Genomic DNA, 22,034 nt, shown 5'->3' on the forward strand with positions numbered 1-22,034 from the left:
AAAGGGAGTCATTACATTGCCAAGTTTTTCACATTTTTTTGATACATTATTTAACTCCTCGGACGTATTCATCCGAGCCATGCTCCTCACATTGGAACTGACGGTAGTCTCCATATTGGTAGGAATCGTCATCGGATTGCTATTTGCACTTTTAAAAATTTCCAATATAAAAATTCTTGCCTGGATTTCAGATACATATGTATTCCTGGTACGGGGAACACCGCTAATCGTACAGATATTCATACTATATTTCGGTATCAGCAATCTCTTCTTACTGCCGGACTTCTGGGCGGCATCACTTGCCTTGGCCTTCCATAATGGAGCTTATATCTCTGAAATTTTACGTGGTACGATCCAATCCATCGATAAAGGCCAAATGGAAGCCGGACGCTCCCTTGGCATGAGCAAATCGCTCACATTAAGAAGAATCATCTTACCTCAAGCCTTCCGTCGCGCATTGCCGCCGCTAGGCAACCAATTCATCATCGGACTGAAAGATTCATCACTGGCAGCCTTCATCTCCATGAATGAGCTGTTTAACGTGGCGACTACATTAGGTTCGAATAATTTCGATGAAATGACGTATTTACTGATTGTAGCGGTCTACTACTTGATTCTAGTGGCATTCCTGACCATCATCGTCAATTTATTCGAAAAGAAACTTTCCATTAGTGATCGATAGGGGGAATTGAAATGGAACAAAAAGAAATGATTCGCATTAGGAATTTAAATAAATCGTATGGAGACCTGCATGTACTCAAAGATATTGATATGAAGGTACTGGATAGCGATGTTGTCTGTCTGATCGGGCCAAGCGGTTCCGGAAAAAGCACCCTGCTTCGCTGTTTGAATTATTTAGAGAAAAAAGACAGCGGGCAAATCCTCATTGAAGGAACGGAAGTCCAACCGGGTACCCATGATATTAATAAAATCCGCGAGAAAGTCGGAATGGTTTTCCAGCATTTCTACCTCTTCCCGCATATGACCGTGCTTGAAAATGTCATCGAAGCACCGACTCACGTCAAAAAAGTCCCTAAGGCCCAGGCGATCGAGGAAGCAAAAGCATTGCTTGCCAAAGTCGGCTTATCAGATAAAGCGGATGTCTATCCTAGCAAGCTCTCAGGTGGGCAGAAACAGCGTGTCGCCATAGCCCGTGCCCTTGCCATGAAGCCTGATATCCTGCTCTTTGATGAGCCTACCTCGGCTCTGGATCCCGAACTTGTCGGAGAAGTTCTTGCCACCATGAAGGAACTTGCCTTGGAAGGGATGACAATGGTAGTTGTTACACATGAAATGAGCTTTGCACGTGAAGTCGGGGATTGGATTGTCTTCATGCATAATGGGAGGGTTGTCGAAAGCGGCCCGCCAAAAGAATTCTTCACCAATCCAAAAGAAGAGCGGACAAAAGAATTTTTGCAAACGACAGTCTTTTGATTTCCATCCTATAATCTGTCTAATAGCGAGAATAATTCGTCCTAGAGACTAAATCATCAAAATAAGCAATACAGGCATGACTTCCTGTATTGCTTATTTTGGTTTCTATATTCGCGAGATGGATCGTTCCCTAAATTACATGATTAAAGTTTCAGGGATATTTTCGCTCTGATTGTACAAACTAAATACTTGATGAATTGTTTCAGATAAACCCTGATTCCGGCTCGAACATGGAAAAATATCTGTATTTATGGTATATATACAGGTAAAATTAAAAGAAGTATATAAATGAAAGAGGTCGAATTCAGTTGGAAAATAACTCTTCGAATTTTATTAAAAATATTATAAAAGATGATCTAGAGTCCGGAAAACATGATCATGTCATCACCCGCTTCCCTCCTGAGCCGAACGGATATTTACATATCGGGCACGCCAAATCAATCATTTTGAATTTTGGGGTGGCTGATGATTTCAATGGGAAAACTAACCTTCGTTTCGATGATACGAATCCATTGAAAGAGGATATTGAGTTTGTCAATTCCATTAAGGAAGATGTAAAATGGCTCGGTTACGACTGGGATAACCTTTTCTTCGCTTCCGACTATTTTAATGAAATGTATAAAAGAGCTGTGCTGCTCATCAATAAAGGACTGGCATATGTGGACGACCTTAATGCCGACCAAATCCGTGAATATCGCGGAACGCTGACCGAGCCGGGAAAAGATAGCCCCTACCGCAATAGAACTGTCGAGGAAAATCTTGAACTATTTGAAAAGATGCGCAGCGGCGAATTCGAAAACGGTGCAAAAGTATTGCGTGCCAAAATCGATATGAGCTCGCCTAACATCAATTTGCGTGATCCCGTCATATACCGTATCTCCCATACTGAACACCATAATACCGGCAACAAATGGTGCATCTACCCAATGTATGCCTTTGCCCACCCAATTGAAGATGCCATCGAGGGAGTCACACACTCCATTTGTACGCTTGAGTTCGAAGATCAACGCCCTCTTTATGACTGGATCGTTGAATATTGTGAAATGGAAAGCAAGCCAAAACAATATGAATTTGGCCGCCTTAACCTGACCAATACAGTAATGAGCAAGCGAAAACTGAAGCAGCTTGTCGATGAGGGCTTCGTGGACGGCTGGGACGACCCACGGATGCCTACCATTTCAGGCTTGCGGAGACGCGGGTATACACCCGAAGCGATTCGTGCATTCTGCCAAGAAATAGGTGTCGCAAAAACAAGCGGTGTCGTAGACTCTCAAATGCTTGATCATTTCGTGCGGGAAGACTTAAAGCTGAAGGCTCCACGGACTATGGGTATCCTAAACCCGCTTAAAGTGGTCATCACCAACTATCCGGAAGGCGAGGTAGAATGGCTGGATGCTGAGGTCAATCCGGAAGTTCCGGAAATGGGCACACGCCAAATCCCGTTTTCACGTGAAATATATATCGAACAGGACGATTTCATGGAAAATCCGCCGAAAAAGTATTTCCGACTTTTCCCGGGCAATGAAGTCCGTTTGAAACATGCTTATTTCATTAAATGTGAAGAAGTGATAAAAGACGAAGCCGGTAACGTCATTGAACTTCGCTGCACATACGACATTGAAACGAAAAGCGGTTCGGGCTTCACTGGCCGTAAAGTAAAAGGTACATTGCACTGGGTCGAAGCTTCACAAGCCGTTTCAGCAGAGTTCCGCAACTACCAGCCGTTAATCTTGGATAAAGAAAATGATGAAGAGGAAGAAAAATCATTCCTGGACCGGGTAAACCCTGATTCTGTAGAAATTTTACAAGGATTTGTCGAGCCTAACATGAAAGATGTTAAGCCTCAGGATAAATTCCAATTCTTCAGGCATGGCTATTATAATGTTGATTCAAAACTCACTGCGGCCGATCACTTGGTCTTCAACCAAATCGTTGGGTTGAAGAGTTCATTCAAGTTATAGAATCACGGAAAAGAACCAGATTCCTAGACGAATCTGGTTCTTTTTCATTCTCTGTACCTTCTGTCATTTTTTCTCGTAAAGTTTGATCCCTTGCTTGGAAAGGGCCTGTTTAAGAGTACTATGTGTCGAAACCTGACTAAAATCAAGACCTAACTGAATCGATGTCTGGGCCACTTCAGGACGAATCCCGGAAATGGTCGATTGAATGCCTAACAGGTTCAGGGTACTTATCAATTGATAGATCTGTTGGGCAACCATCGTATCTAAAAGGGAGACTCCAGATAAATCGATGAATAAGTGAGTGACATTTTTGCTAATGCATTTGCTTGGAGTCGCATTCAAAATTTCCTTTGCCCGAAAGGTATCGATTTCACCGATTAACGGCAATACCGCAATGGCATCAACAATGGGAATGACGGGTGCACCCAGTTCATTAATCAGCTCCTGTTGAGCAAGTAAACGTACTTTTGTCAAAAGGTAATACTGCTCAGTGAACTCACGGTTCAATTGATCGAAGGCACCATTAATAAGCCGGCTCCATCGGATGATTATATCCTTCGTTATCTTCGTATCCATGAGCATATAATCAGTGATGAATGCCCAATATGTTTCACGAACCTTATTAAGTGCTTCCAACACTTCGTAAATGGGGGTGTCCGATTCAACCCTGCTCTTCGCGACAAGTGTGGCCCACTGCTCCATCGTATCAATAAAAGCAGTTTTATCTTCAAGTAAAGCACTTGTCACTGTCTTGATGGTCAATGTATTCTGTTCTCTAAGAAGCTTTTCGATTTCCGCATTAGAATCCATTGAATAGATGGATCCAGACTGCTTTTCCCTTAAAGCCAGCCAGTTTTCCGTAATCTTGGATGAGTTATCAAGGATATATCGATATAAATTTTCATCTATTTTATCCATTTGTGCTCCCCTATCTCACTAGTTATTTCATTTTAAAAAGTATTAATAAATCTCCATATCCCTCTCTCTCCATTTCATTTCTAGGAATGAATCGAAGGGACGCAGAGTTTATGCAATATCTCGTGCCTTTAGGACTTGGGCCATCAGGGAAAACATGTCCAAGGTGTGAATCGGCGTCCCTGCTGCGCACCTCGGTCCGGGTCATTCGGTGGCTGAGATCCATTTTCTCATTGACACTTGCCGACATGATGGGCTTGGTGAAGCTTGGCCACCCACAACCGCTATCATACTTATCCCGCGAACTGAATAGAGGCTCCCCAGAAACGACATCCACATAGATGCCTTCTTCAAAGTGATCCCAATAGGCATTATCGAAAGGCGGCTCCGTGCCATTTTCCTGGGTGACATGGAACTGGCTCTCCGTTAAGGTCTTTCTTAGGTGTGCATTATCCTTTGGCCAATTTTCTTTAATGAAAGCATCCCGTCCTGAGCCTTTACGATACAATGCATAGCGAAACTGATTTTTCCGATAGAATTCTTGATGATATTCCTCAGCCTCGTAAAATTTCCCCGTGGGTAGAATACCCGTAACAATAGGTTTCTTAAACCGACCGCTCATCATTAATTCTTCCTTCGATTGTTCTGCCTCCTGTTTCTGACGTTCATTAAGATAGAAAATGGCTGCCTTGTATTGCTTTCCCCTATCCGAGAACTGTCCATCGTCATCCGTAGGATCGATTTGGCGCCAGAATATCTCTAATAACGTTTTATAGGAAATGATTGATGGATCGAATACCACTTTCACCGCTTCAACATGATCAGTCGAACCGGTAATCACTTGTTTATAACTGGGCGCGGCAAATTTGCCGCCTGTATAACCTGATGTCACTGAAATAATCCCATCCATTTCATCAAAGGGAGCAACCATGCACCAAAAACAGCCTCCTGCAAAGATTGCCGTTTCTTTTCCAGCCGTCGTCATCCTAAAACTCCCCTTTCACGCCTGTCATTTTATGTATTATATACCAGTAAGCCAAACACCTTCAAATTCAAAAATCACTTTCTATCTTTGCTGTACAAATATAAAAGAGGCACTTAGGAGTAAACCCTAAGTGCCCTTTGTGTTAGATCCCTTATTAAAGTATCACACTTACAATGATCGCTGATAGGATGCTGACAAGAGTCGCACCGTATAACAGCTTCAAGCCGAAACGGGCTACAACATTCCCCTGTTTTTCATGAAGTCCTTTGACTGCACCGGCAATGATTCCAATAGATGAGAAATTAGCGAATGAAACCAAGAAAACCGAAACGATCCCTATCGTCCTTTCGCTCAAGGCTGATGATGCCTCCCCTAAGCTAAGCATGGCAACGAATTCATTGGTTACCAGTTTCGTCGCCATGATTCCGCCAGCAGTCACGGTTTCTGAAATCGGTATACCCATGATAAAGGCAAACGGTGCAAAGATATACCCCATGATGTCTTGGAAGCTGATTCCGAAGATCATGTCGAATACGCTGTTGATCCCTGCGATTAACGCAACGAAACCAATTAACATCGCTGCTACAGTGATAGCAACCTTAAACCCATCCATGATATATTCCCCAAGCATTTCGAAGAAAGACTGCTTCTCTGCCCCTTCTTCAACAGGGAGAATATCCTCTTCATCCGTTACGGTATAAGGATTGATAATGGATGCGATGATAAATCCACCAAACATGTTAATAACAATTGCCGTCACAACGTACTTTGGTTCAATCATCGTCATATATGCACCGACGATCGACATCGATACAGTTGACATGGCTGATGCACAAAGCGTATACATGCGAGATGGCGGAATGGCACCGAGTTGTTTTTTCAAGGTTATGAAAACCTCGGATTGGCCCACTATTGCTGATGCAACCGCATTGTAGGATTCCAATTTACCCATCCCATTCACCTTACTTAGAAGGAATCCAATCCACTTCATTATGAACGGAAGGATCTTGAAGTGTTGTAAAATCCCGATTAATGCTGAGATGAATACGATAGGAAGAAGGACATTTAAAAAGAATGGTGAAGCTCCTTCGTTTACAATCCCGCCAAATACAAAGGTGATTCCTTCATTTGCCCATTCTAAAAGTTTTCCGAAACCATCGGCAATCGAATTGATGATCACTAAACCAAACTTCGTGTTCAATAATAAATAAGTTAAAATAAGCTGAATGACCACCATGAGGATGATCGGTTTAATTTTAACTTTCTTCCGGTCACTGCTGACTAAGAAAGCTAGTCCAAAAACAATAAGCAGGCCTAAAATTGCAATCAGAAATTTCATATATTCTGCCTCCACTAAGGGTGAATTTAATGTTCGTGCATTACTAGTAGGATACCCTCAAAAAATTTATGCAAACGTTTTCTCTTTCATCCAAAATACATGTACGTACCTCTCCAGAAGTCTATATTAAACTAATATTTTTTTTAGTGCAATTATTATTTCCCTTTTTAAAATAACAATTAGTGACAATGAAGGGTTTCGTGAATTAAAAAAGAAGGCTCCCTTCGAAGGGAACCTTCTCTTTCCTTAAATCGTATCCACTATTTAGGCAGCTGTTTTTCTGGATATCACCGACGTCGCTAATCCAGCGCCTCCAACGATAAAGATGATGATGGAGGCGGCCAAGCCACCTGCCCCTTGATAAAAGTTGATAAAATTCCCTGCAAAAGAGTCTCTGCCTTGGAAACCGCCACCGCTTGGCATCTCTCCTGGAGTCCCGGAACCATTAGGCCCGCCTTGTGGAGTGCCCTGCATATCATTTGATGCCGTTCCCGTAGTTGAAGTTGAATCGTCAGTCGCCGTACTGCTATTAGCCGATTCTTCCGTATCATCCGCTTCTGTTGTGCTGCGATCGGCTGGCTGACCCATCATCGCCTGTCGATTCACGGGTTCATTGCCGCTGCCATCCACATACATCATGATCCCGATGACTGCTTGGGCCATTAAAAGGACCGAAGCCAATATTCCAACCAAAAAGTGGATCTTACCAAGTCTTTTCATCAATGATTCTCCTCCGAAAATAAATGTATTTATAAGATGATTATCTAAAAAGACCCTTAATTTTTCCTTAAGCAACAAGGAGAAAAGTAAGGGCCTTTTTCGTATTGGATGGCATCTATTGGTGGATTAATTTTTCCTTTGATTTCTCGGAAAAGTGATTTCAAAACGGGTGCGTTCATTCTGTTCACTTGTAACCTTGATGTTCCCTTGATGTGTGTTTACAATCCATTTGGCTATGGATAAACCTAAGCCGGATCCTTCATTTGCTGAACGGGATTGCTCCACTTGGTAAAAACGGTTAAAAATCAAGGGGAGATCTTCCTGCGGAATGCCTTTTCCATTATCCTCTACAGTAAGGATGATGGATGAAGCATTCTTGATGCAGGATAGGGAAATCTCCCCGCCTTCCTCTGTGAATTTCATCGCATTATCCACCAAGATCACCAATAGCTGATGAATTCTCTCTTTATCGCCATGAAACACCACCTGTTCGGGGGCATGGCTAATGATTGATTTCTCTTGAAAAGATGCTATATCCGTATACTGTTCCACGATATCCATAAGTAAGTCATCAAGGAAAAAGTTCGATTTCTTAACCTCCATTTGATTCGAATCCGTTCTCGTCAAGGTCAAAAGACCGTTAACAAGCTTATTCAATCGGCGGACTTCTTTAGAAATGATGGATATATCAACGGCTTTTTCCTCGATTGTCGCGTTCGGTGATTGAAATAGCAAATCAGCCCGCGATTGAATGACGGCAAGCGGAGTTCGAATTTCATGCGAAGCATCCGAGACAAACTGCTGCTGCTGATCCCAGGATTTCTTGACCGGAATCAGGGCCCGTCCAGCCAGGAGATAGCCTGCGCCTACCGCCACTAGACTTCCAATTCCTCCACCAACAAACAATATGAGCAGCAAGCGATCAAGCATTTCTTTTTCTGTATCCACATTCCTGATGAATTGTACAGTCATCTCTCCATACTCCGTATCGACCTTGGTGGAAAGTGCACGAAACGTTTGCCCGTTTACCGATATTTCTTCAATCTCATCAAATCTTTCAGGGTAAAATTCCGATTCATTAATTTTAATAAAATTGTCTACACTCAGTCTTGGCTCAATGATCGTATCATCCGGTCCCCAAACGATTACGCTTGGCCCCGGACCTAAGAGAAACTCACCTTGCGGACGTCCGCCTGGCATTCCTCCATTATTGAAATCCCTATAATCCTTTTTAAGTGAATCATTGACATCCATATAGATCTGATTTTCCGTATAGAAATAAATCGTTCTGCTTAATATGGCTATTAAGACAATAAAGACGATAGAATTCAATAATGTTAGTTGAAGCCGTGTTTTTTGGAACATAATGATCCCCTTATGGTTGTTTTAGCATATAACCAATACCCCGAACGGTTTGAATATCTTTATGGTAATTGAAAGGTTCCAATTTTTTTCTAAGGTGATGGATGAACACTTCAACAATGGCAATCGTCGTATCTGAATCAAACCCCCAAATACGGTCGAAAATCTGCTCACGGGTCAGTATTTTCCCATTATTTTGAATTAGGTATTCCAGTAATTCAAACTGTTTCAAAGTCATTTTAATGACCTTTCCATCAATCAAAATATCCTTTTCTTTTTCCAACAGTTCAATATTGCGGTATTTCACATGCTGCTCAAGCGTTATAATGCCACTCCTTCGAAGCAGGGCACGAATCCTGGCCTTAAGTTCCGGTGCCTGAAACGGCTTGACTAAATAATCATCGCCACCCATTTCCAATCCTCTGACACGATCCTCAAGTGCATCTTTTGCCGTCAAAAACAAGACACTTGTATCTATTTTTGCTTCCCTGATTTTCCGTACGATTTCAAATCCATCGATTCCCGGAAGCATTACATCCAAAATGATGATATCGTATATACTTTGCTGAGCCATGAATAGCCCATCTTCCCCATTATCCGCTGTATCCACTTCATATTCATCCGTCAGAATCTGTCGGATCGACTCTAATAATGAAACATTATCTTCTACCACCAAAACCTTCATGCAGGGTACCTCCCAACCGCCTCAATTGTGATATATGTTGATTTTATCCTTTTTCATATGCAAAAGAAAGCGGGCTTTTAATCGCCTGCTTTCTTTCAAATTGTATGGTCATTCGTGACGCAGTGCCTGGATTGGATTTAATTTGGATGCCTTATTGGCAGGAAATACTCCAAACATTATCCCGATTAAAATGGAGAATAAGAAGGCAAACAATGTCACCGACCATGAATAACTAATCGATAAACTTGAAAAAACTGAAATCAATTTTGCGATTCCCAATCCAATTCCAACCCCCAACAATCCCCCGAAGCAGCTCAGGACCATCGCTTCAATTAAAAACTGAAGAAGAATCGATTTCCGATTTGCCCCAATTGCTTTTCTAATCCCGATTTCCTTCGTCCTTTCTGATACGGAAACCAACATGATATTCATGATCCCGATTCCGCCAACCAGTAACGAAATACTGGCAATACCGCCAAGCATGAGTGTGAATGTGTCCGATACAGAACTCATTGTATCCATCAGGTCTTCTTGATTGGACACCGAATAGTTATCACTCTGTTCTGGGAATGATGTGGTCATCGCACCTTGTACCTGGTACATCGCCCTATCCATGATATTCTCGTTCTCCGCTTTTAAATATACGGTTCCGATTGTCGTGCTGCCTGTAGCCCTTTCGGCAGTGGTGATCGGTGCAATGATTACATCATCCCCGCTCGATCCCATTGAGGTGCCTACCGATTTCAGGACACCGATCACGCGATAGGAAACACCGCCGATAAGCACGTTCTGGTCCACAGCTTTTTGATTTTCAAAAAGCGTGCTGGCTGTATCCGACCCAAGGACAACGACCTTGGAGCGTAATTCCGTTTCCATATCAGTCAAAAACCGGCCTTGGCTGAGCTCCAGATCCCTAACCGATAAGTAGGATGAAGTTGCACCGGTCATTGAAACCTGTGCCGAAGCTTCTCCGTTTTTAGCATAAACGCGTCCGGTGACCACAGGCGCCACTTCCGATATCCCGTTCAGCTCTTTAAACTGTTCAATTGTATCATCCGTCAGCTCCACAGAGTCGGTATCCGTGACACTTACCGTTATCAAGTTCGTTCCCAGGCTATTGATTTCATCCTGAACGGACTGTGAGGAGCCCTGCCCGATCGAGACCAGAACGATTACGGAGGCAACACCAATTATGATCCCAAGCATGGTTAAAAATGCTCTGACTTTATTGGTTTTGATACTGCGTATAGCCATCTTCATAGATTCGCTCAGGTTCAATCCAATCACCTCCGTTTTCAAATAGCTGACCATCCTGTATCCGGACGACACGAGTCGCTTCTTTAGCAACTTCCAAGTCATGGGTTATTAGAATGATTGTTTGTCCCTTTTCGTTCAATTCTTTCAGCATCTGCAGCACTTCTTTACTCGTTTTACTATCCAGTGCCCCCGTCGGCTCATCCGCCAATAGAACGGGAGGGTTACCGGCAAGTGCCCTTGCAATCGCAACTCTTTGCTGCTGTCCGCCCGACAGTTGGGTCGGCAGATGATTCTTCCGGTCACCCAGACCTACCATATCAAGGCATGCATTGGCCACTTCTCTTCTTTCCTTCACGCTTGCCCCTCTATAAACCAGGGGAAGTTCGACATTCTCCAACGCTGTCAGTTTTGCCAACAGGTTGAAATTTTGAAAGATAAAGCCTATTTTAATATTACGAATGGCAGCTAGCTCATTATCTTTCATCTTGTCCACTTCTTTTCCATCAAGAAGATATTCACCAATGTCAGGCTTGTCAAGGCAGCCAATCATATTCATGAACGTCGATTTCCCTGATCCAGAAGGACCAATGATCGAAATGAAATCGCCTTTATCGATTGTAAGACAGACATCTTGAAGTGCCCTAACCGTTTCGCCGCCTAATTCATATGATTTAGACATGTTCTTAATTTTTATGATGGGTTTCGCCATTTTACTGACCTCCCTTGCCGCTTGGTATTCCGCCACCGTTTTGCATCCCGCCGCTCGGCATTCCGCTGCCGCCCTGCATTCGTATTTCGCCTCCTTGGCCTCCCCTCATTCCATCGGCGCCACTGCCAGTCGAGCTTTCATTGATGGTGATAGGCAAGGAAACAAACTGGCCCTCTTCAAGACCCGAAGTTATTTCAATATACCTATCATTGCTGATCCCAGTCTCAACCGCTGTCTTTGTACTGGCAGTTCCTTCAGTTGTACCGGATTGTTGTATATTTACATATTTTTCTTCGCCGTCCATCTGGACAGCTTCAATCGGAACATATAAAGCATCTTTTACACTATTCGTCAAAATGCTCACTTCAGTCGACATCCCAATTTTTATATCGCCGGGTTTGTCAATTTTGATAGTGACATCGAACGAAGAAACTCCATTCTCATATGTACCTTCCTTTGCTACACTGGTCACTTCCCCCGTAAACGTTTCATCTTCAAAGGCACTGGCTTTAATTTCAACTGTTTGTCCTTTTTTAACACTTGGAACATCCAATTCATCTACACTGATCGTGGTTTTCAATTTTTTATAATCCGTAACGTGTGCCAACACTTCACTGCTTGATACACGATCCCCTTCTTCTACATCCATTGTTGTAACGGTACCATCGAATGGGGCCGTTATCGGGTCACTTCCATCCGTGAAGGTAATAAGTTCATCACCTTTCTCAACCAATTCATTCTTCACTACAAGGACTTCATCCACTTCACCCGTTACAGAGGAAGTGATGTCCTCACTATTGATTGCGGCGACCGATCCGGAACCGCTTATTTGAACATCAAGATCTCCCTTTTCAACTGTAGCGGTCACCGACTTTGCGATGACAGGCTCAGCACTGTCCTTCATGAAAAACCAAGCGCCTCCCCCAATCGCCAACACTAAAACCGTACATATCATTATTAACTTTTTCATCGCTTTTCTCCTTTCAGATTTCCTTCGTTGAAACCAGTATCGTGAAAGAAGCTTAACTTTTCCTTAATGGCCATGCGTTTGATTTCCATGATCTTTCGTTTATACAACAAAACTCCCTTGCTTGTACGAAAGAATTTTTTAATTTACAATATATTCTGAAAATTATATACTGGTACTGATATCGGAATTTGGTAATGTAATCCGAATCAATAATGATGAAGGGGGAACCAACTTGGCATCTAACGATTCAATCGCTAAGGAAACCAAGGTAAGCGCTTCCACGGACTACACCAAGATCGTCCAATCACAATCATTTCAAGAACTGTTAAGGAAAAAACGCAATTTCATCGTCCCACTATCCATCTTTTTCATGGTCTTTTATTTCACCCTACCCCTACTAACTTCCTATTCTAAAGTTCTTAACTCCTATGCTTTCGGGGCAATCAGCTGGGCCTGGATTTTTGCCTTCGCTCAATTTATCATGACCTGGACATTATGCATCCTCTATTCCAAAAAAGCTGCGACATTTGACCGATTAGTGGAAAAAATCGTTAAAGAAGCGAAAGGATAAAAGGTGAATTCACAATGAATATACTTGCTTTTATATTATTTCTAATCATTGTCGGGCTAACATTGGTCATTACCTATTTTGCTTCACGGCGCACCAAAACGACCGCGGACTTTTATACGGCGGACAGCAGCCTTACCGGCTGGCAGAATGGCTGGGCCATTGCGGGAGATTATATGTCCGCTGCCTCATTTTTGGGGATAGCAGGCATGGTCGCACTCTCTGGATTTGATGGTTTTTTCTATAGCATAGGTTTTCTGGTTGCGTATCTGGTCGTTCTGTATATCGTGGCCGAACCGCTCCGTAACCTTGGCAAGTATACATTGGCGGACATGATCGCTGCCCGTTTCAATGAAAAGAAAGTACGCGGGGTCGCTGCCCTTAACACCATTTCCATCTCAACCTTTTATATGATCGCCCAATTAGTCGGTGCAGGTGCCCTTATAAAACTCTTACTTGGAATTGATTATCTTTACTCCGTCATCATTGTAGGCATTTTAATGACCGTGTACGTCGTATTTGGCGGTATGACGGCCACCAGTTGGGTCCAAATCGTTAAAGCCGTTTTATTGATGGCAGGCACATTCATCATCTCCATCATCGTATTGGCGAAATTCGACTTTAGCGTGATCGAGATGTTCAAGCAGATGAAAACAGCCACTCCCTTGGGCGGGGATTTCCTCAACCCCGGTAACAAATTCAAGGATCCCTTGGATACTTTATCCCTTAATTTAGCGCTTGTACTCGGTACAGCAGGACTTCCTCACATTCTCATCCGTTTCTTTACGGTGAAAGACGCCATCACAGCCCGAAAGTCCGTAGTATATGCCACTTGGATCATTGGCATCTTTTATATTATGACCATTTTCTTGGGGTTTGGAGCGGCAGCCTTTGTTGGATACGACAAAATCATAGCCGCAAATGCGGCCGGGAATATGGCTGCCCCGCTGCTTGCCGAAGCCATTGGGGGCGACTTCCTGTTCGCCTTTGTCTCTGCAGTTGCTTTCGCTACCATTTTAGCGGTTGTAGCAGGTCTCGTTCTATCGGCAGCATCTGCTTTTGCCCATGACTTCTATGGCCACATCATCCGGAAAGGCCAAGCCACTGACAAGGAACAAGTCGTTGCTGCTCGTTGGGCATCGATCGGAGTATCCATCCTCTCCATCATCCTTGCCTTATTTGCCCAAAACATGAATGTCGCCTTCCTTGTTTCACTTGCCTTTGCCGTCGCTGCCAGTGCCAATCTGCCCATCATTGTCTTCACGGTATTCTGGAAACGTTTTAACACAGCTGGTGCTGTCACGGGCATGTTAGTTGGGCTGATCAGTTCTTTATTGCTCGTGTTCCTGAGTCCCAATGTCTGGTCACCGGTGGAGGGAGCGGCAATATTCGTAGGGGAGCCATTATTCCCGCTTGCCAATCCAGGCATCATCTCCATCCCGATTGGTTTTATCGCAGCCATCGCCGGAACACTTCTGTCAAACAAGAAAGCGGATGCAAAAAAATTCGACGAAATTTTGGTTACAGCCAACACCGGGATGAAAGATCCTATATAAGCTAAATTACTTATTATTTTAAAATATTAAAAAGAGAAAGGAGATCAGGGTTTGTCCTGCTCTCCTTTCTCTTTATTCAGAACATATTCATCAGGAAGATTCCTGTTAACTTCTCAATCTTAACTTCCTTCTATTGTACTTTGTTACTAACTGGTTCATGACTTCTGCAAAGATCAGCCCCATCGCAATGGCACCAGCCAGCATGAAGACCTTGGCGGCCAACTGGACGGCGACATAAAAGTCATTTCCGACAAAATGCTTCATCGCATCATACGACAAACCTCCAGGCACGAGCGGGATGATTCCCGATACATTGAAAATCGTGATCGGCGTTTTATACCTTTTAGCAAAATACTGGCTGATAACCGCAACGATAAATGCAGCCGCTAATGTTGCAATGATGCTGTTTATCTCATTTTCAACCAGAAAAAAGTATAAGATCCACCCTAACATCCCTACGAAACCACATTGTAACAATGAATTTTTTGGTACATTGAAGATGACTCCAAAGGCGGCTGAAGCAATGAAACTTGTAATAAGCTGTGCAATCATCATTCTTCCTCCCTTAAAATCATAAGAAAACAAACGCAGCAGATATTCCTGCCCCAATGGCTAAAGCAGTCAAACCTGCATCAACACCCTTGGATAGGCCCGAAACCAAATGTCCTGCAATTAAGTCCCTGGCTGCATTCGTAATTAACAGCCCTGGCACAAGCGGCATCACCGCTCCAATGATTATCGTGTCCAAATGACTTCCGACTCCAATCTGGACAAAGAACATAGCTGCTAGACCTACGACTAAAGAGGCGATGAATTCAGCAAAAAAACGAACTTCCAGTAACCGGTTCAAATAAAACAGGCATGAGAACCCCATTCCTCCAGCTATACAGGACCAGATGAAATCATTCCACTGGCCTTGGAACATGATTAAAAAGCAGCCGCTCGATATAAATGCAGCAAAGACCTGTACCCACATGGGATACCCCATCCCGGCCTTTTCGATTTGTTTTAATTGTAAATAAGCTTCCTCCGGTGTCATTTCCTTGCTGGAAATACTTCGGGATATACTGTTGACCAGCGTCACCTTATGTAAATCTGTAGACCGTTGGGAAACTCGAATTAATTTTGAAGCCGGGTGCATACCATCCAGCGAAAAAATAATTCCTGTAGGGGTCGAAAAACTATGTGAGTCACCGCATCCAAACGCTGCAGCGATTCTTACCATCGTATCTTCCACCCGCGAAGTTTCCGCTCCGTTCTGAAGCATGATTTTTCCCGCAAGTAAACATACATCTATAATTTCATTGTATGGTAAACGATCATCCATTTTATCCTCTCCATCACTTCCTGCATGAGTTTCCCTCAATAACAGATACGATCATACCAAGTTAAATCCACCTCATAATAGCCCAATTCCCGTGAAAAGGATATAAAAATATTACCCATTTAATTTATCAATTCCATTAACCAGCACTACAGACTTCCTTAGTACCAGTATTCCCCTTATTTCTTGCCGAAACCGTTTAGTTAACAGAAAAATTCATTTATAACCATAATAAAAGGAATGCGGGCACAAACCCTGCATCCCCATTTTCCCATCCTGTACGACTATACTCCCTTTTGAATGAAGCAATCTACGGTTTCATTAAACAAATCGCTTTCTTCCATAAATGGACAATGGCAACTATCTTCAAAGATTACTAGTCTGGAATTAGGAATGTTTTCATGCAAATGTTCCCCTGCTGCTACAGGAATGACTTTTTCATGCCTTCCAAAACAGAGAAGTGTCGGAACATTGATTTTTGGCAAGAAGTCACGATAGTCCACAATCGATTGGTCAAATAGAATGCTGCTGGCAATGGATTCTGGCATTTTGGTCACTTCCCCAAGCATCCAGCTTACATCCTCTGCAGATAATTCATTGTTGAACATGGAAGCAAGGAAGCTTTGTAAAAATGGGGCACGATTCGTTTGAATTTCAGTCATGAAGGCAATCAACGTGTCCATATCAAATGCACCGATATTAAAATCGGGCCACTTAAAATCAGAGGCCAATTCATCCACGATCACGGTTGAATCAATATTTCCCTCACCGAATTGCTTAAGGTAATCCCAGACGACAAATGCCCCCATGGACAGCCTACAAGTATGACATCCTTTAATCCCAGTTTACCTATGAATGCATGAAGATCTTTTGCATAAACGGAGACCGTATTTCCGTAATGTACATGATTTGACTGGCCATGGCTTCTTAAATCAAGTAAGATCGTTCTATATTTTTCTGAAAAGTACGGAAGCTGCCTTTTAAAGAACCGGCTGCTCATCCACACACCATGGATAAAAATAACCGGTTTTCCCTGGCCCTTTTCTTCATAAAACAACCGAACGCACTCTTCCACCTCAATAAATGCCATTCTATCCCTCCTTCACTATTTTTTCACAACCCATTCCCTATTATTATTTATTGCATTTCTCCTTTTAACATTCCTCCCTATAAAAAAATATTGTCAAACCTGATTTTAGAGTTGATAATGAAGTATATTTTTATTGATATCTTCATCCTGAAAGGACGGAATTTAAATGAAGAGCTTTATCAAAAACTATCGATCCTCTTTAATATTACTGACTGCCATTATTATCGGTGGGATAGCTGGCGTGGTTTTCGGGGAAAAAACTGCGATCATACAGCCGCTAGGGGACTTATTCTTAAATCTGATGTTCACGATCATCGTGCCATTGGTATTTTTCAGCATTGCTTCAGCGATTGCCAATATGAGCGGAATGAATCGTCTTGGCAAAATCATGGGCAGTATTGTAATCGTTTTCCTAACAACAGCCGCTTTAGCTGCCGTCATTGGATTTATTGGGACAACCATCGTCAATCCGTTGGAAGGCACAGATACGACAGCCATTAAGGAACTGATGGAAAACAGTTCCCCTGAAGAGACCATCGAAGAAGTTTCTTTCTTCAGTCAGCTGGTCAACACTGTAACCGTTTCCGATTTCCCAGAACTGTTCTCTAGAAGCAATATGCTTCAGCTTATCGTTTTCTCGGTATTAATCGGACTTTCCACTGCACTGGTCGGTGAGAAAGCAAAACCGATTACCGGGTTTTTGACAGCAGGTACAGCTGTCATGATGAAGGTCGTCAAAATCGTCATGTACTATGCTCCGATTGGACTTGGTGCTTATTTTGCGGCGATAATCGGGCAGCTTGGGCCGCAGATTTTAGAAGGCTACGCCCGCACTTTCATTCTTTATCTAGTCTTGGCCTTGATTTATTATTTCGGCTTCTTCACTTTGTATGCCTTTATCGCAGGCGGGAAAGATGGAGTTAAACTTTTTTGGAAAAATGCCCTGACACCATCCATTACAGCCATCGCAACTTGTTCTAGTGCCGCATCCATTCCAGTCAATCTGGAATCAGTCAAGAAAATGGGCGTGCCTAAGGATATAGCGGAGACTGTCATCCCACTCGGAGCCAACACCCATAAAGATGGTTCGGTATTCGGCGGGGTATTGAAAATCGTTTTCCTATTCAGCTTATTTGGAAAGGATATGACAAGCATATCAAGCATTTTAAGTATACTTGCTGTTGCCTTTTTGGTCGGGGCCGTTATGGGTGCCATTCCTGGGGGCGGCATGATTGGGGAAATGCTGATTCTTAGTGTATTCGGCTTCCCTGTTGAAGTCCTGCCGATCATTGCCGTTATATCCACGATCATCGATGCTCCTGCTACACTGCTTAACTCAACAGGAAACACGGTTTGTGCCATGCTTGTCACAAGGCTTGTTGAGGGGAAAAACTGGTTAAAACAAGCATTCGTTAAAGAAGCTGTATGATTCTTATAACTGACTGGCTCCTGGTTAAAACAGGAGCCAGTTCATGTTGTAGGCAAAAGGCGTTCTATCTAAATTTTAAACAACTTGATTGGAGCGGGTGTGCGAGACTCCTGCGGGAAAAGCGCGTCAAAGGGAGACCCCGCAGGCGCATGTGCGCCGAGGAGGCTCCCGGACCGCCCGCGGAAAGCGAGTGCCTGGAGTGGAAATCAATTTTCTAATTTTAAACACGCTAAATCTGTATACAACTCGATAAAACAGGAGTCAGTTTTTTCATTTTGACGACTTTCTTTCAAACAGTACTTTAATTGGCAAGGGGTTCCTTGCCCTTACATAGAATTAAAGATTGAAGGAGGGAATTGAATGTTAATGAAATGCTTACCTGCCGCAATCCTTATCACGGGACTATTATATATTTTTTTTATACCGGAAGAGCCATTAATCATTAAAATCATGTTCAAGGTCATCCCGATGTTATTGATTTTGCTCTACGCCTGCACAAATGTGGGAAGACGGGATCGTTACCAATCCTTCATTCTTCTTGGTTTATTCTTTTGCATGCTTGGAGATGGGTTGTTAATCTGGTTCGTCACCGGGCTTTCCGCCTTCTTGATCGGCCACCTTTTCTATATCTCGGCATTCTTTAGACTGTGGAACTTTTCATGGCTTCGATTTGCGACAATTCTTCCGATTAGCATTTACTCCACTTGGATTGGCCGTGAAATTGTAAGTTCTTTAATTGAAAAAGGTGAACATGACCTCATCATTCCTGTAATCTGTTATGTAACGGTCATTTCCCTTATGGGCTGGGCGGCATTCATGACCGGAAATGCGGCCGCAATCATCGGCGGGGTCCTGTTCGTGATTTCCGACTCCATTTTATCTTGGAACAAATTCATCGATGATGTTGCCCATTCTGGACCACTGATCATGCTTACCTACTATACAGCCCAGTTTTGTATCGCTAACAGCATTCGAATGAAACCTCCTTTCCATTTATCGAATGGTTTGAAAAGTGACAAGCCAAACCTTTGAATTCCGAATATCCGTTCGTTTCACATGAAACAATTTTTCATTAAAAAAGCATCCTCAGCTCTAATGGAGCTGAGGATGCCCTTTTTCAACCTTTAATTTTCTTAATGAAGACTACTTTTAAATAGTTGCCTTCCTTATATTCCCTGCTTGTTTTAAAATCAGCCGGTAATGAGAATTGTTCCATGATCTCGTATTTTCCATTCATTTCCTTGAAAGCGACATCAATGAAGCTCTTGAATTTTTTCATGTCAAACGTACTGCAATTAGTTGAGGCGATAATGACCCCATTATCCTCCGTAATGGAAATGGTATCCTTCAATAGATTCGTATAGTCTTTCCCGGCACTGAAAGTGAACTTCTTCGATTTGGCAAAGCTGGGCGGATCAAGGATGACCATTTCAAATTTCAGGTCCTTCTTCACTGCATATTTAAAATAATTAAAAACATCCATCACCACGATATTGTGAGCTTCGGGATCTATTCCATTCACACTGAACTGCTCGACCGTCTTTGGTAAACTGCGATTCGCCAGGTCAACACTAGTTGTTTTAACAGCACCCCCTAAAGCGGCAAACACGGAGAATGCCCCAGTATATGAGAACATATTCAACACAGTTTTCCCTTTTGCGTATTCATCCCGGATTTTCCTTCTGACATCGCGTTGATCAAGGAAGACACCGACCATTGCCCCATCATTCAGATAAACAGCGAAATGGACTCCATTCTCCTTTACAAGAAGCGGAAATGCAGGCTGTTCACCCATGACAAAATCGTCTTCATCCACGTACTGCCCCTTTGTATCAAAGCGTTTCTTCTGATAAATCGATTTAACCTCGACCGTTTCCTGCAATGCCTTAATGATGTAGTCTTTAAAGGAATATATTCCTTTGCTATACCAGCTAATGACATAGTGACCATCATAATGATCAATGATTAAACCGCCAATTCCATCACCTTCCCCATTAAACATGCGGAAAGCTGTAGTCTCCCCATCTTCAAAAAATGACTTTCGGAATTCGCATGCTGCCTGGATTTTGCCGGTAAAGAAGGCTTGATCAATTTTTTCATCTTCTCTATGGGTCAATACCCAGCCATAGCCCTTATTCTGTTTACCATAATATCCTTTTGCCAGAAATCGGTTGGCTTCATCCACCAAACGCACCAAGGACCCCTCTTCCTTAAGGTCATTAAGGTTGGCTATCGACTCTTTAACAATCAAGGGAAAACCCTTGCCGATTTTACTCACGAACTTAGCTTTCACTTTTATATCTATTTCTTTTCCCATATATATCATCCTATCTATGCAAATGCTTTCCTCCTCATTTTACCCTAATCCCTTTATAAATAAAAACCAGCCCGGTTCGTTAACCAGGCTGGTTTCTAAGAAAACTTTGATTATGAAACTTCCAAATGAAGATCTCCTGGCTTAACTTTACCCATCATCTTCAATACCCGATGCAATGCAAGTGTGATCAAAGCTGGCAATACCATACCCACTGCCACATAAACCAAGAACGTGTACAACCCCTGACCGGTTATGATGGCAATCGGGGCAATCATTGAACTTAACCCCATGCCTCCAAGCTCATACGGCACTTGAAAATCGAATGCCAGGGTAGCGATAGGCGCACAGATGATTGCCGCCACAAAAGGCGGAACGACATATATTGGTTTCTTGATTAAGTTAGGAAATTGAACTTTTGGCGTAACGACCATCTGTGCAAGGAACCCGCCCATATCATTATCTTTATAAGACATGACGGTGAATCCGACAAACTGAACGGTACATCCGATTAGAGCCGCAGCACTGGAAACGGGATCTAATTGCAGAGCGATCGCCAGTGCAGCGGAAGACGCCGGTGTCATCAATAAAATGCTCCATACCAAGGCTATGACCATTGAACCGATTACGGGAGAACCCTCGACCGCAGCGGTGGTTTGACTGCTTATCCATGTCAGGAGCGGAGTGGTGACAAGGGCCAGGCCATATCCCGAAACTCCACCGACAAGAACTGCTCCCATTGGAATGGCCATGATGTCCAACTTCGTTTTGCCGATTAGGCGCTTACCTATATATGTTGCAATTACTGCTGCCAAGACAGCACTTAGCGGCTGACCCGTAACAATCGTGAAGGCACCCTCAGCAGTTCTATGAATGGCAGCACCCCCAACAGCACTTGAAGCCATGGCGCTAAAGATAATTAATGAATTTCCACCTAGCTGATATGCGATGCCTGCTCCTAAAGCTGGTGCCATCAAGACCTTTGCGGCCCCGCCTATTGCCAGGAAGACTTCCCAACCTAAATATCCCCCTATGGATTCAAACAATAACCCGATTCCTAATGTAACCAAAACAGCATTGGCTATCCCTGTCGATGCCTTGTACATTCGATTGCTGATGTATTCTTTCCTGCTCACTATATCTCCACTCCTTATCAATTATCAGAATATTCAATTTCGTAAAATCGAAAAAAAAATAAACGTCTTCATTTAAAAAAGCCTATTAAGTATATCGCACCGCTGCCTATAATGTCTGCTCGTATAATAACATGAATTTTCTGATAATGTAAGCTGTATTTTTATTCTAATAAAATAAAAGCGTTTTCAAAAATAAAGGTTTAACACATTCTTATACAAGAAAAAACTAAAATTGTATTATTTCAAAATAGATTATCCCTTTTATGGATGTGCTACATGA

At 42.9% G+C, this 22,034-nt stretch carries 20 protein-coding genes and 1 pseudogene; 7 read left to right on the plus strand and 14 right to left on the minus strand.

The genetic code is table 11. The features are described from left to right. Positions 1-16: 16 nt before the first annotated feature. The 3 genes from BW986_RS13860 to BW986_RS13870 all read left to right on the plus strand — a co-directional run bounded on the left by BW986_RS13860 (position 17) and on the right by BW986_RS13870 (position 3,395). A complete protein-coding gene (locus BW986_RS13860; protein ID WP_076368450.1) occupies positions 17-682 on the plus strand; it encodes an amino acid ABC transporter permease in 666 nt (221 codons plus the stop codon). Positions 683-693: 11 nt separating this feature from the next. Further along, positions 694-1,434, plus strand: a complete 741-nt coding sequence (locus BW986_RS13865) for an amino acid ABC transporter ATP-binding protein (protein WP_076368451.1) — start codon at positions 694-696, stop codon at positions 1,432-1,434. Between the two features lie 308 nt (positions 1,435-1,742). Then, a complete protein-coding gene (locus BW986_RS13870) occupies positions 1,743-3,395 on the plus strand; it encodes a glutamine--tRNA ligase/YqeY domain fusion protein (RefSeq protein WP_076368452.1) in 1,653 nt (550 codons plus the stop codon). 63 nt (positions 3,396-3,458) lie between these two features. On the opposite strand, the gene BW986_RS13875 is transcribed toward BW986_RS13870, so the two are convergent. The 9 genes from BW986_RS13875 to BW986_RS13915 all read right to left on the minus strand — a co-directional run bounded on the left by BW986_RS13875 (position 3,459) and on the right by BW986_RS13915 (position 12,337). Further along, the gene (locus BW986_RS13875; protein ID WP_076368453.1) at positions 3,459-4,313 is read right to left on the minus strand and encodes an STAS domain-containing protein; all 855 of its coding nucleotides are present in this window, start codon (positions 4,311-4,313) and stop codon (positions 3,459-3,461) included. Between the two features lie 22 nt (positions 4,314-4,335). After that, positions 4,336-5,295, minus strand: a complete 960-nt coding sequence (gene msrB, locus BW986_RS13880; protein ID WP_076368454.1) for a peptide-methionine (R)-S-oxide reductase MsrB — start codon at positions 5,293-5,295, stop codon at positions 4,336-4,338. 154 nt (positions 5,296-5,449) lie between these two features. After that, a complete protein-coding gene (locus BW986_RS13885) occupies positions 5,450-6,634 on the minus strand; it encodes a NupC/NupG family nucleoside CNT transporter (protein ID WP_076368455.1) in 1,185 nt (394 codons plus the stop codon). 264 nt (positions 6,635-6,898) lie between these two features. Continuing rightward, the gene (locus BW986_RS13890; protein WP_076368456.1) at positions 6,899-7,354 is read right to left on the minus strand and encodes a hypothetical protein; all 456 of its coding nucleotides are present in this window, start codon (positions 7,352-7,354) and stop codon (positions 6,899-6,901) included. Positions 7,355-7,480: 126 nt separating this feature from the next. Further along, positions 7,481-8,719: a sensor histidine kinase gene (locus BW986_RS13895; RefSeq protein WP_076368457.1), complete on the minus strand. Its 1,239-nt coding sequence runs from the start codon at positions 8,717-8,719 to the stop codon at positions 7,481-7,483. A gap of 10 nt (positions 8,720-8,729) precedes the next feature. Continuing rightward, complete coding sequence (locus BW986_RS13900; protein ID WP_076368458.1) at positions 8,730-9,401, minus strand: response regulator transcription factor; 672 nt, start codon at positions 9,399-9,401, stop codon at positions 8,730-8,732. A gap of 108 nt (positions 9,402-9,509) precedes the next feature. Then, on the minus strand, positions 9,510-10,700 hold the full coding sequence (locus BW986_RS13905) for an ABC transporter permease (RefSeq protein WP_311316558.1): 1,191 nt from the start codon (positions 10,698-10,700) through the stop codon (positions 9,510-9,512). Further along, positions 10,627-11,367: an ABC transporter ATP-binding protein gene (locus tag BW986_RS13910; protein ID WP_076368459.1), complete on the minus strand. Its 741-nt coding sequence runs from the start codon at positions 11,365-11,367 to the stop codon at positions 10,627-10,629. The genes BW986_RS13905 and BW986_RS13910 overlap by 74 nt, the downstream gene beginning before the upstream one ends. 1 nt (position 11,368) lies before the next feature. After that, a complete protein-coding gene (locus BW986_RS13915; protein WP_076368460.1) occupies positions 11,369-12,337 on the minus strand; it encodes an efflux RND transporter periplasmic adaptor subunit in 969 nt (322 codons plus the stop codon). Positions 12,338-12,569: 232 nt separating this feature from the next. Here BW986_RS13915 and BW986_RS13920 point away from each other — a divergent pair, with 232 nt between their 5' ends. Both BW986_RS13920 and BW986_RS13925 read left to right on the plus strand, forming a co-directional pair. After that, positions 12,570-12,908: a DUF485 domain-containing protein gene (locus tag BW986_RS13920; RefSeq protein WP_076368461.1), complete on the plus strand. Its 339-nt coding sequence runs from the start codon at positions 12,570-12,572 to the stop codon at positions 12,906-12,908. 14 nt (positions 12,909-12,922) lie between these two features. Further along, positions 12,923-14,461 carry a solute symporter family protein gene (locus tag BW986_RS13925; protein WP_076368462.1) on the plus strand — a complete coding sequence of 513 codons (1,539 nt, stop codon included), beginning with the start codon at positions 12,923-12,925 and terminating at the stop codon, positions 14,459-14,461. 105 nt (positions 14,462-14,566) lie between these two features. Here the strand turns inward: BW986_RS13925 and BW986_RS13930 are convergent, their stop codons facing one another. The 3 genes and pseudogenes from BW986_RS13930 to BW986_RS13940 form a co-directional block, all read right to left on the minus strand. After that, complete coding sequence (locus tag BW986_RS13930; RefSeq protein WP_179086070.1) at positions 14,567-15,016, minus strand: threonine/serine exporter family protein; 450 nt, start codon at positions 15,014-15,016, stop codon at positions 14,567-14,569. A 16-nt stretch (positions 15,017-15,032) separates the two neighbouring features. After that, entirely contained in the window at positions 15,033-15,788 is a 756-nt protein-coding gene (locus tag BW986_RS13935; RefSeq protein ID WP_076368551.1) for a threonine/serine exporter family protein, read from the minus strand. Positions 15,789-16,069: 281 nt separating this feature from the next. Beyond that, positions 16,070-16,875 (minus strand): annotated as a pseudogene (locus BW986_RS13940) (alpha/beta fold hydrolase). 166 nt (positions 16,876-17,041) lie between these two features. On the opposite strand from BW986_RS13940, the gene BW986_RS13945 reads away from it, so the two are divergent. Together BW986_RS13945 and BW986_RS13955 are read left to right on the plus strand one after the other, a co-directional pair. Continuing rightward, on the plus strand, positions 17,042-18,304 hold the full coding sequence (locus tag BW986_RS13945; RefSeq protein ID WP_076368464.1) for a dicarboxylate/amino acid:cation symporter: 1,263 nt from the start codon (positions 17,042-17,044) through the stop codon (positions 18,302-18,304). A gap of 360 nt (positions 18,305-18,664) precedes the next feature. Next, positions 18,665-19,336, plus strand: coding sequence for a lysoplasmalogenase (locus tag BW986_RS13955; RefSeq protein WP_076368466.1), 672 nt, complete (start codon positions 18,665-18,667; stop codon positions 19,334-19,336). A gap of 85 nt (positions 19,337-19,421) precedes the next feature. On the opposite strand, the gene BW986_RS13960 is transcribed toward BW986_RS13955, so the two are convergent. Together BW986_RS13960 and BW986_RS13965 are read right to left on the minus strand one after the other, a co-directional pair. After that, positions 19,422-20,621 carry a class I SAM-dependent rRNA methyltransferase gene (locus BW986_RS13960; protein WP_076368467.1) on the minus strand — a complete coding sequence of 400 codons (1,200 nt, stop codon included), beginning with the start codon at positions 20,619-20,621 and terminating at the stop codon, positions 19,422-19,424. A 110-nt stretch (positions 20,622-20,731) separates the two neighbouring features. Beyond that, on the minus strand, positions 20,732-21,724 hold the full coding sequence (locus BW986_RS13965; protein WP_076368552.1) for a PTS sugar transporter subunit IIC: 993 nt from the start codon (positions 21,722-21,724) through the stop codon (positions 20,732-20,734). Between the last annotated feature and the right edge of the window lie 310 nt (positions 21,725-22,034).

Origin of the sequence: Peribacillus simplex (genome assembly GCF_900156045.1) — a bacterium.
GTDB classification, from domain to species: Bacteria; Bacillota; Bacilli; order Bacillales; family DSM-1321; genus Peribacillus; species Peribacillus simplex_D.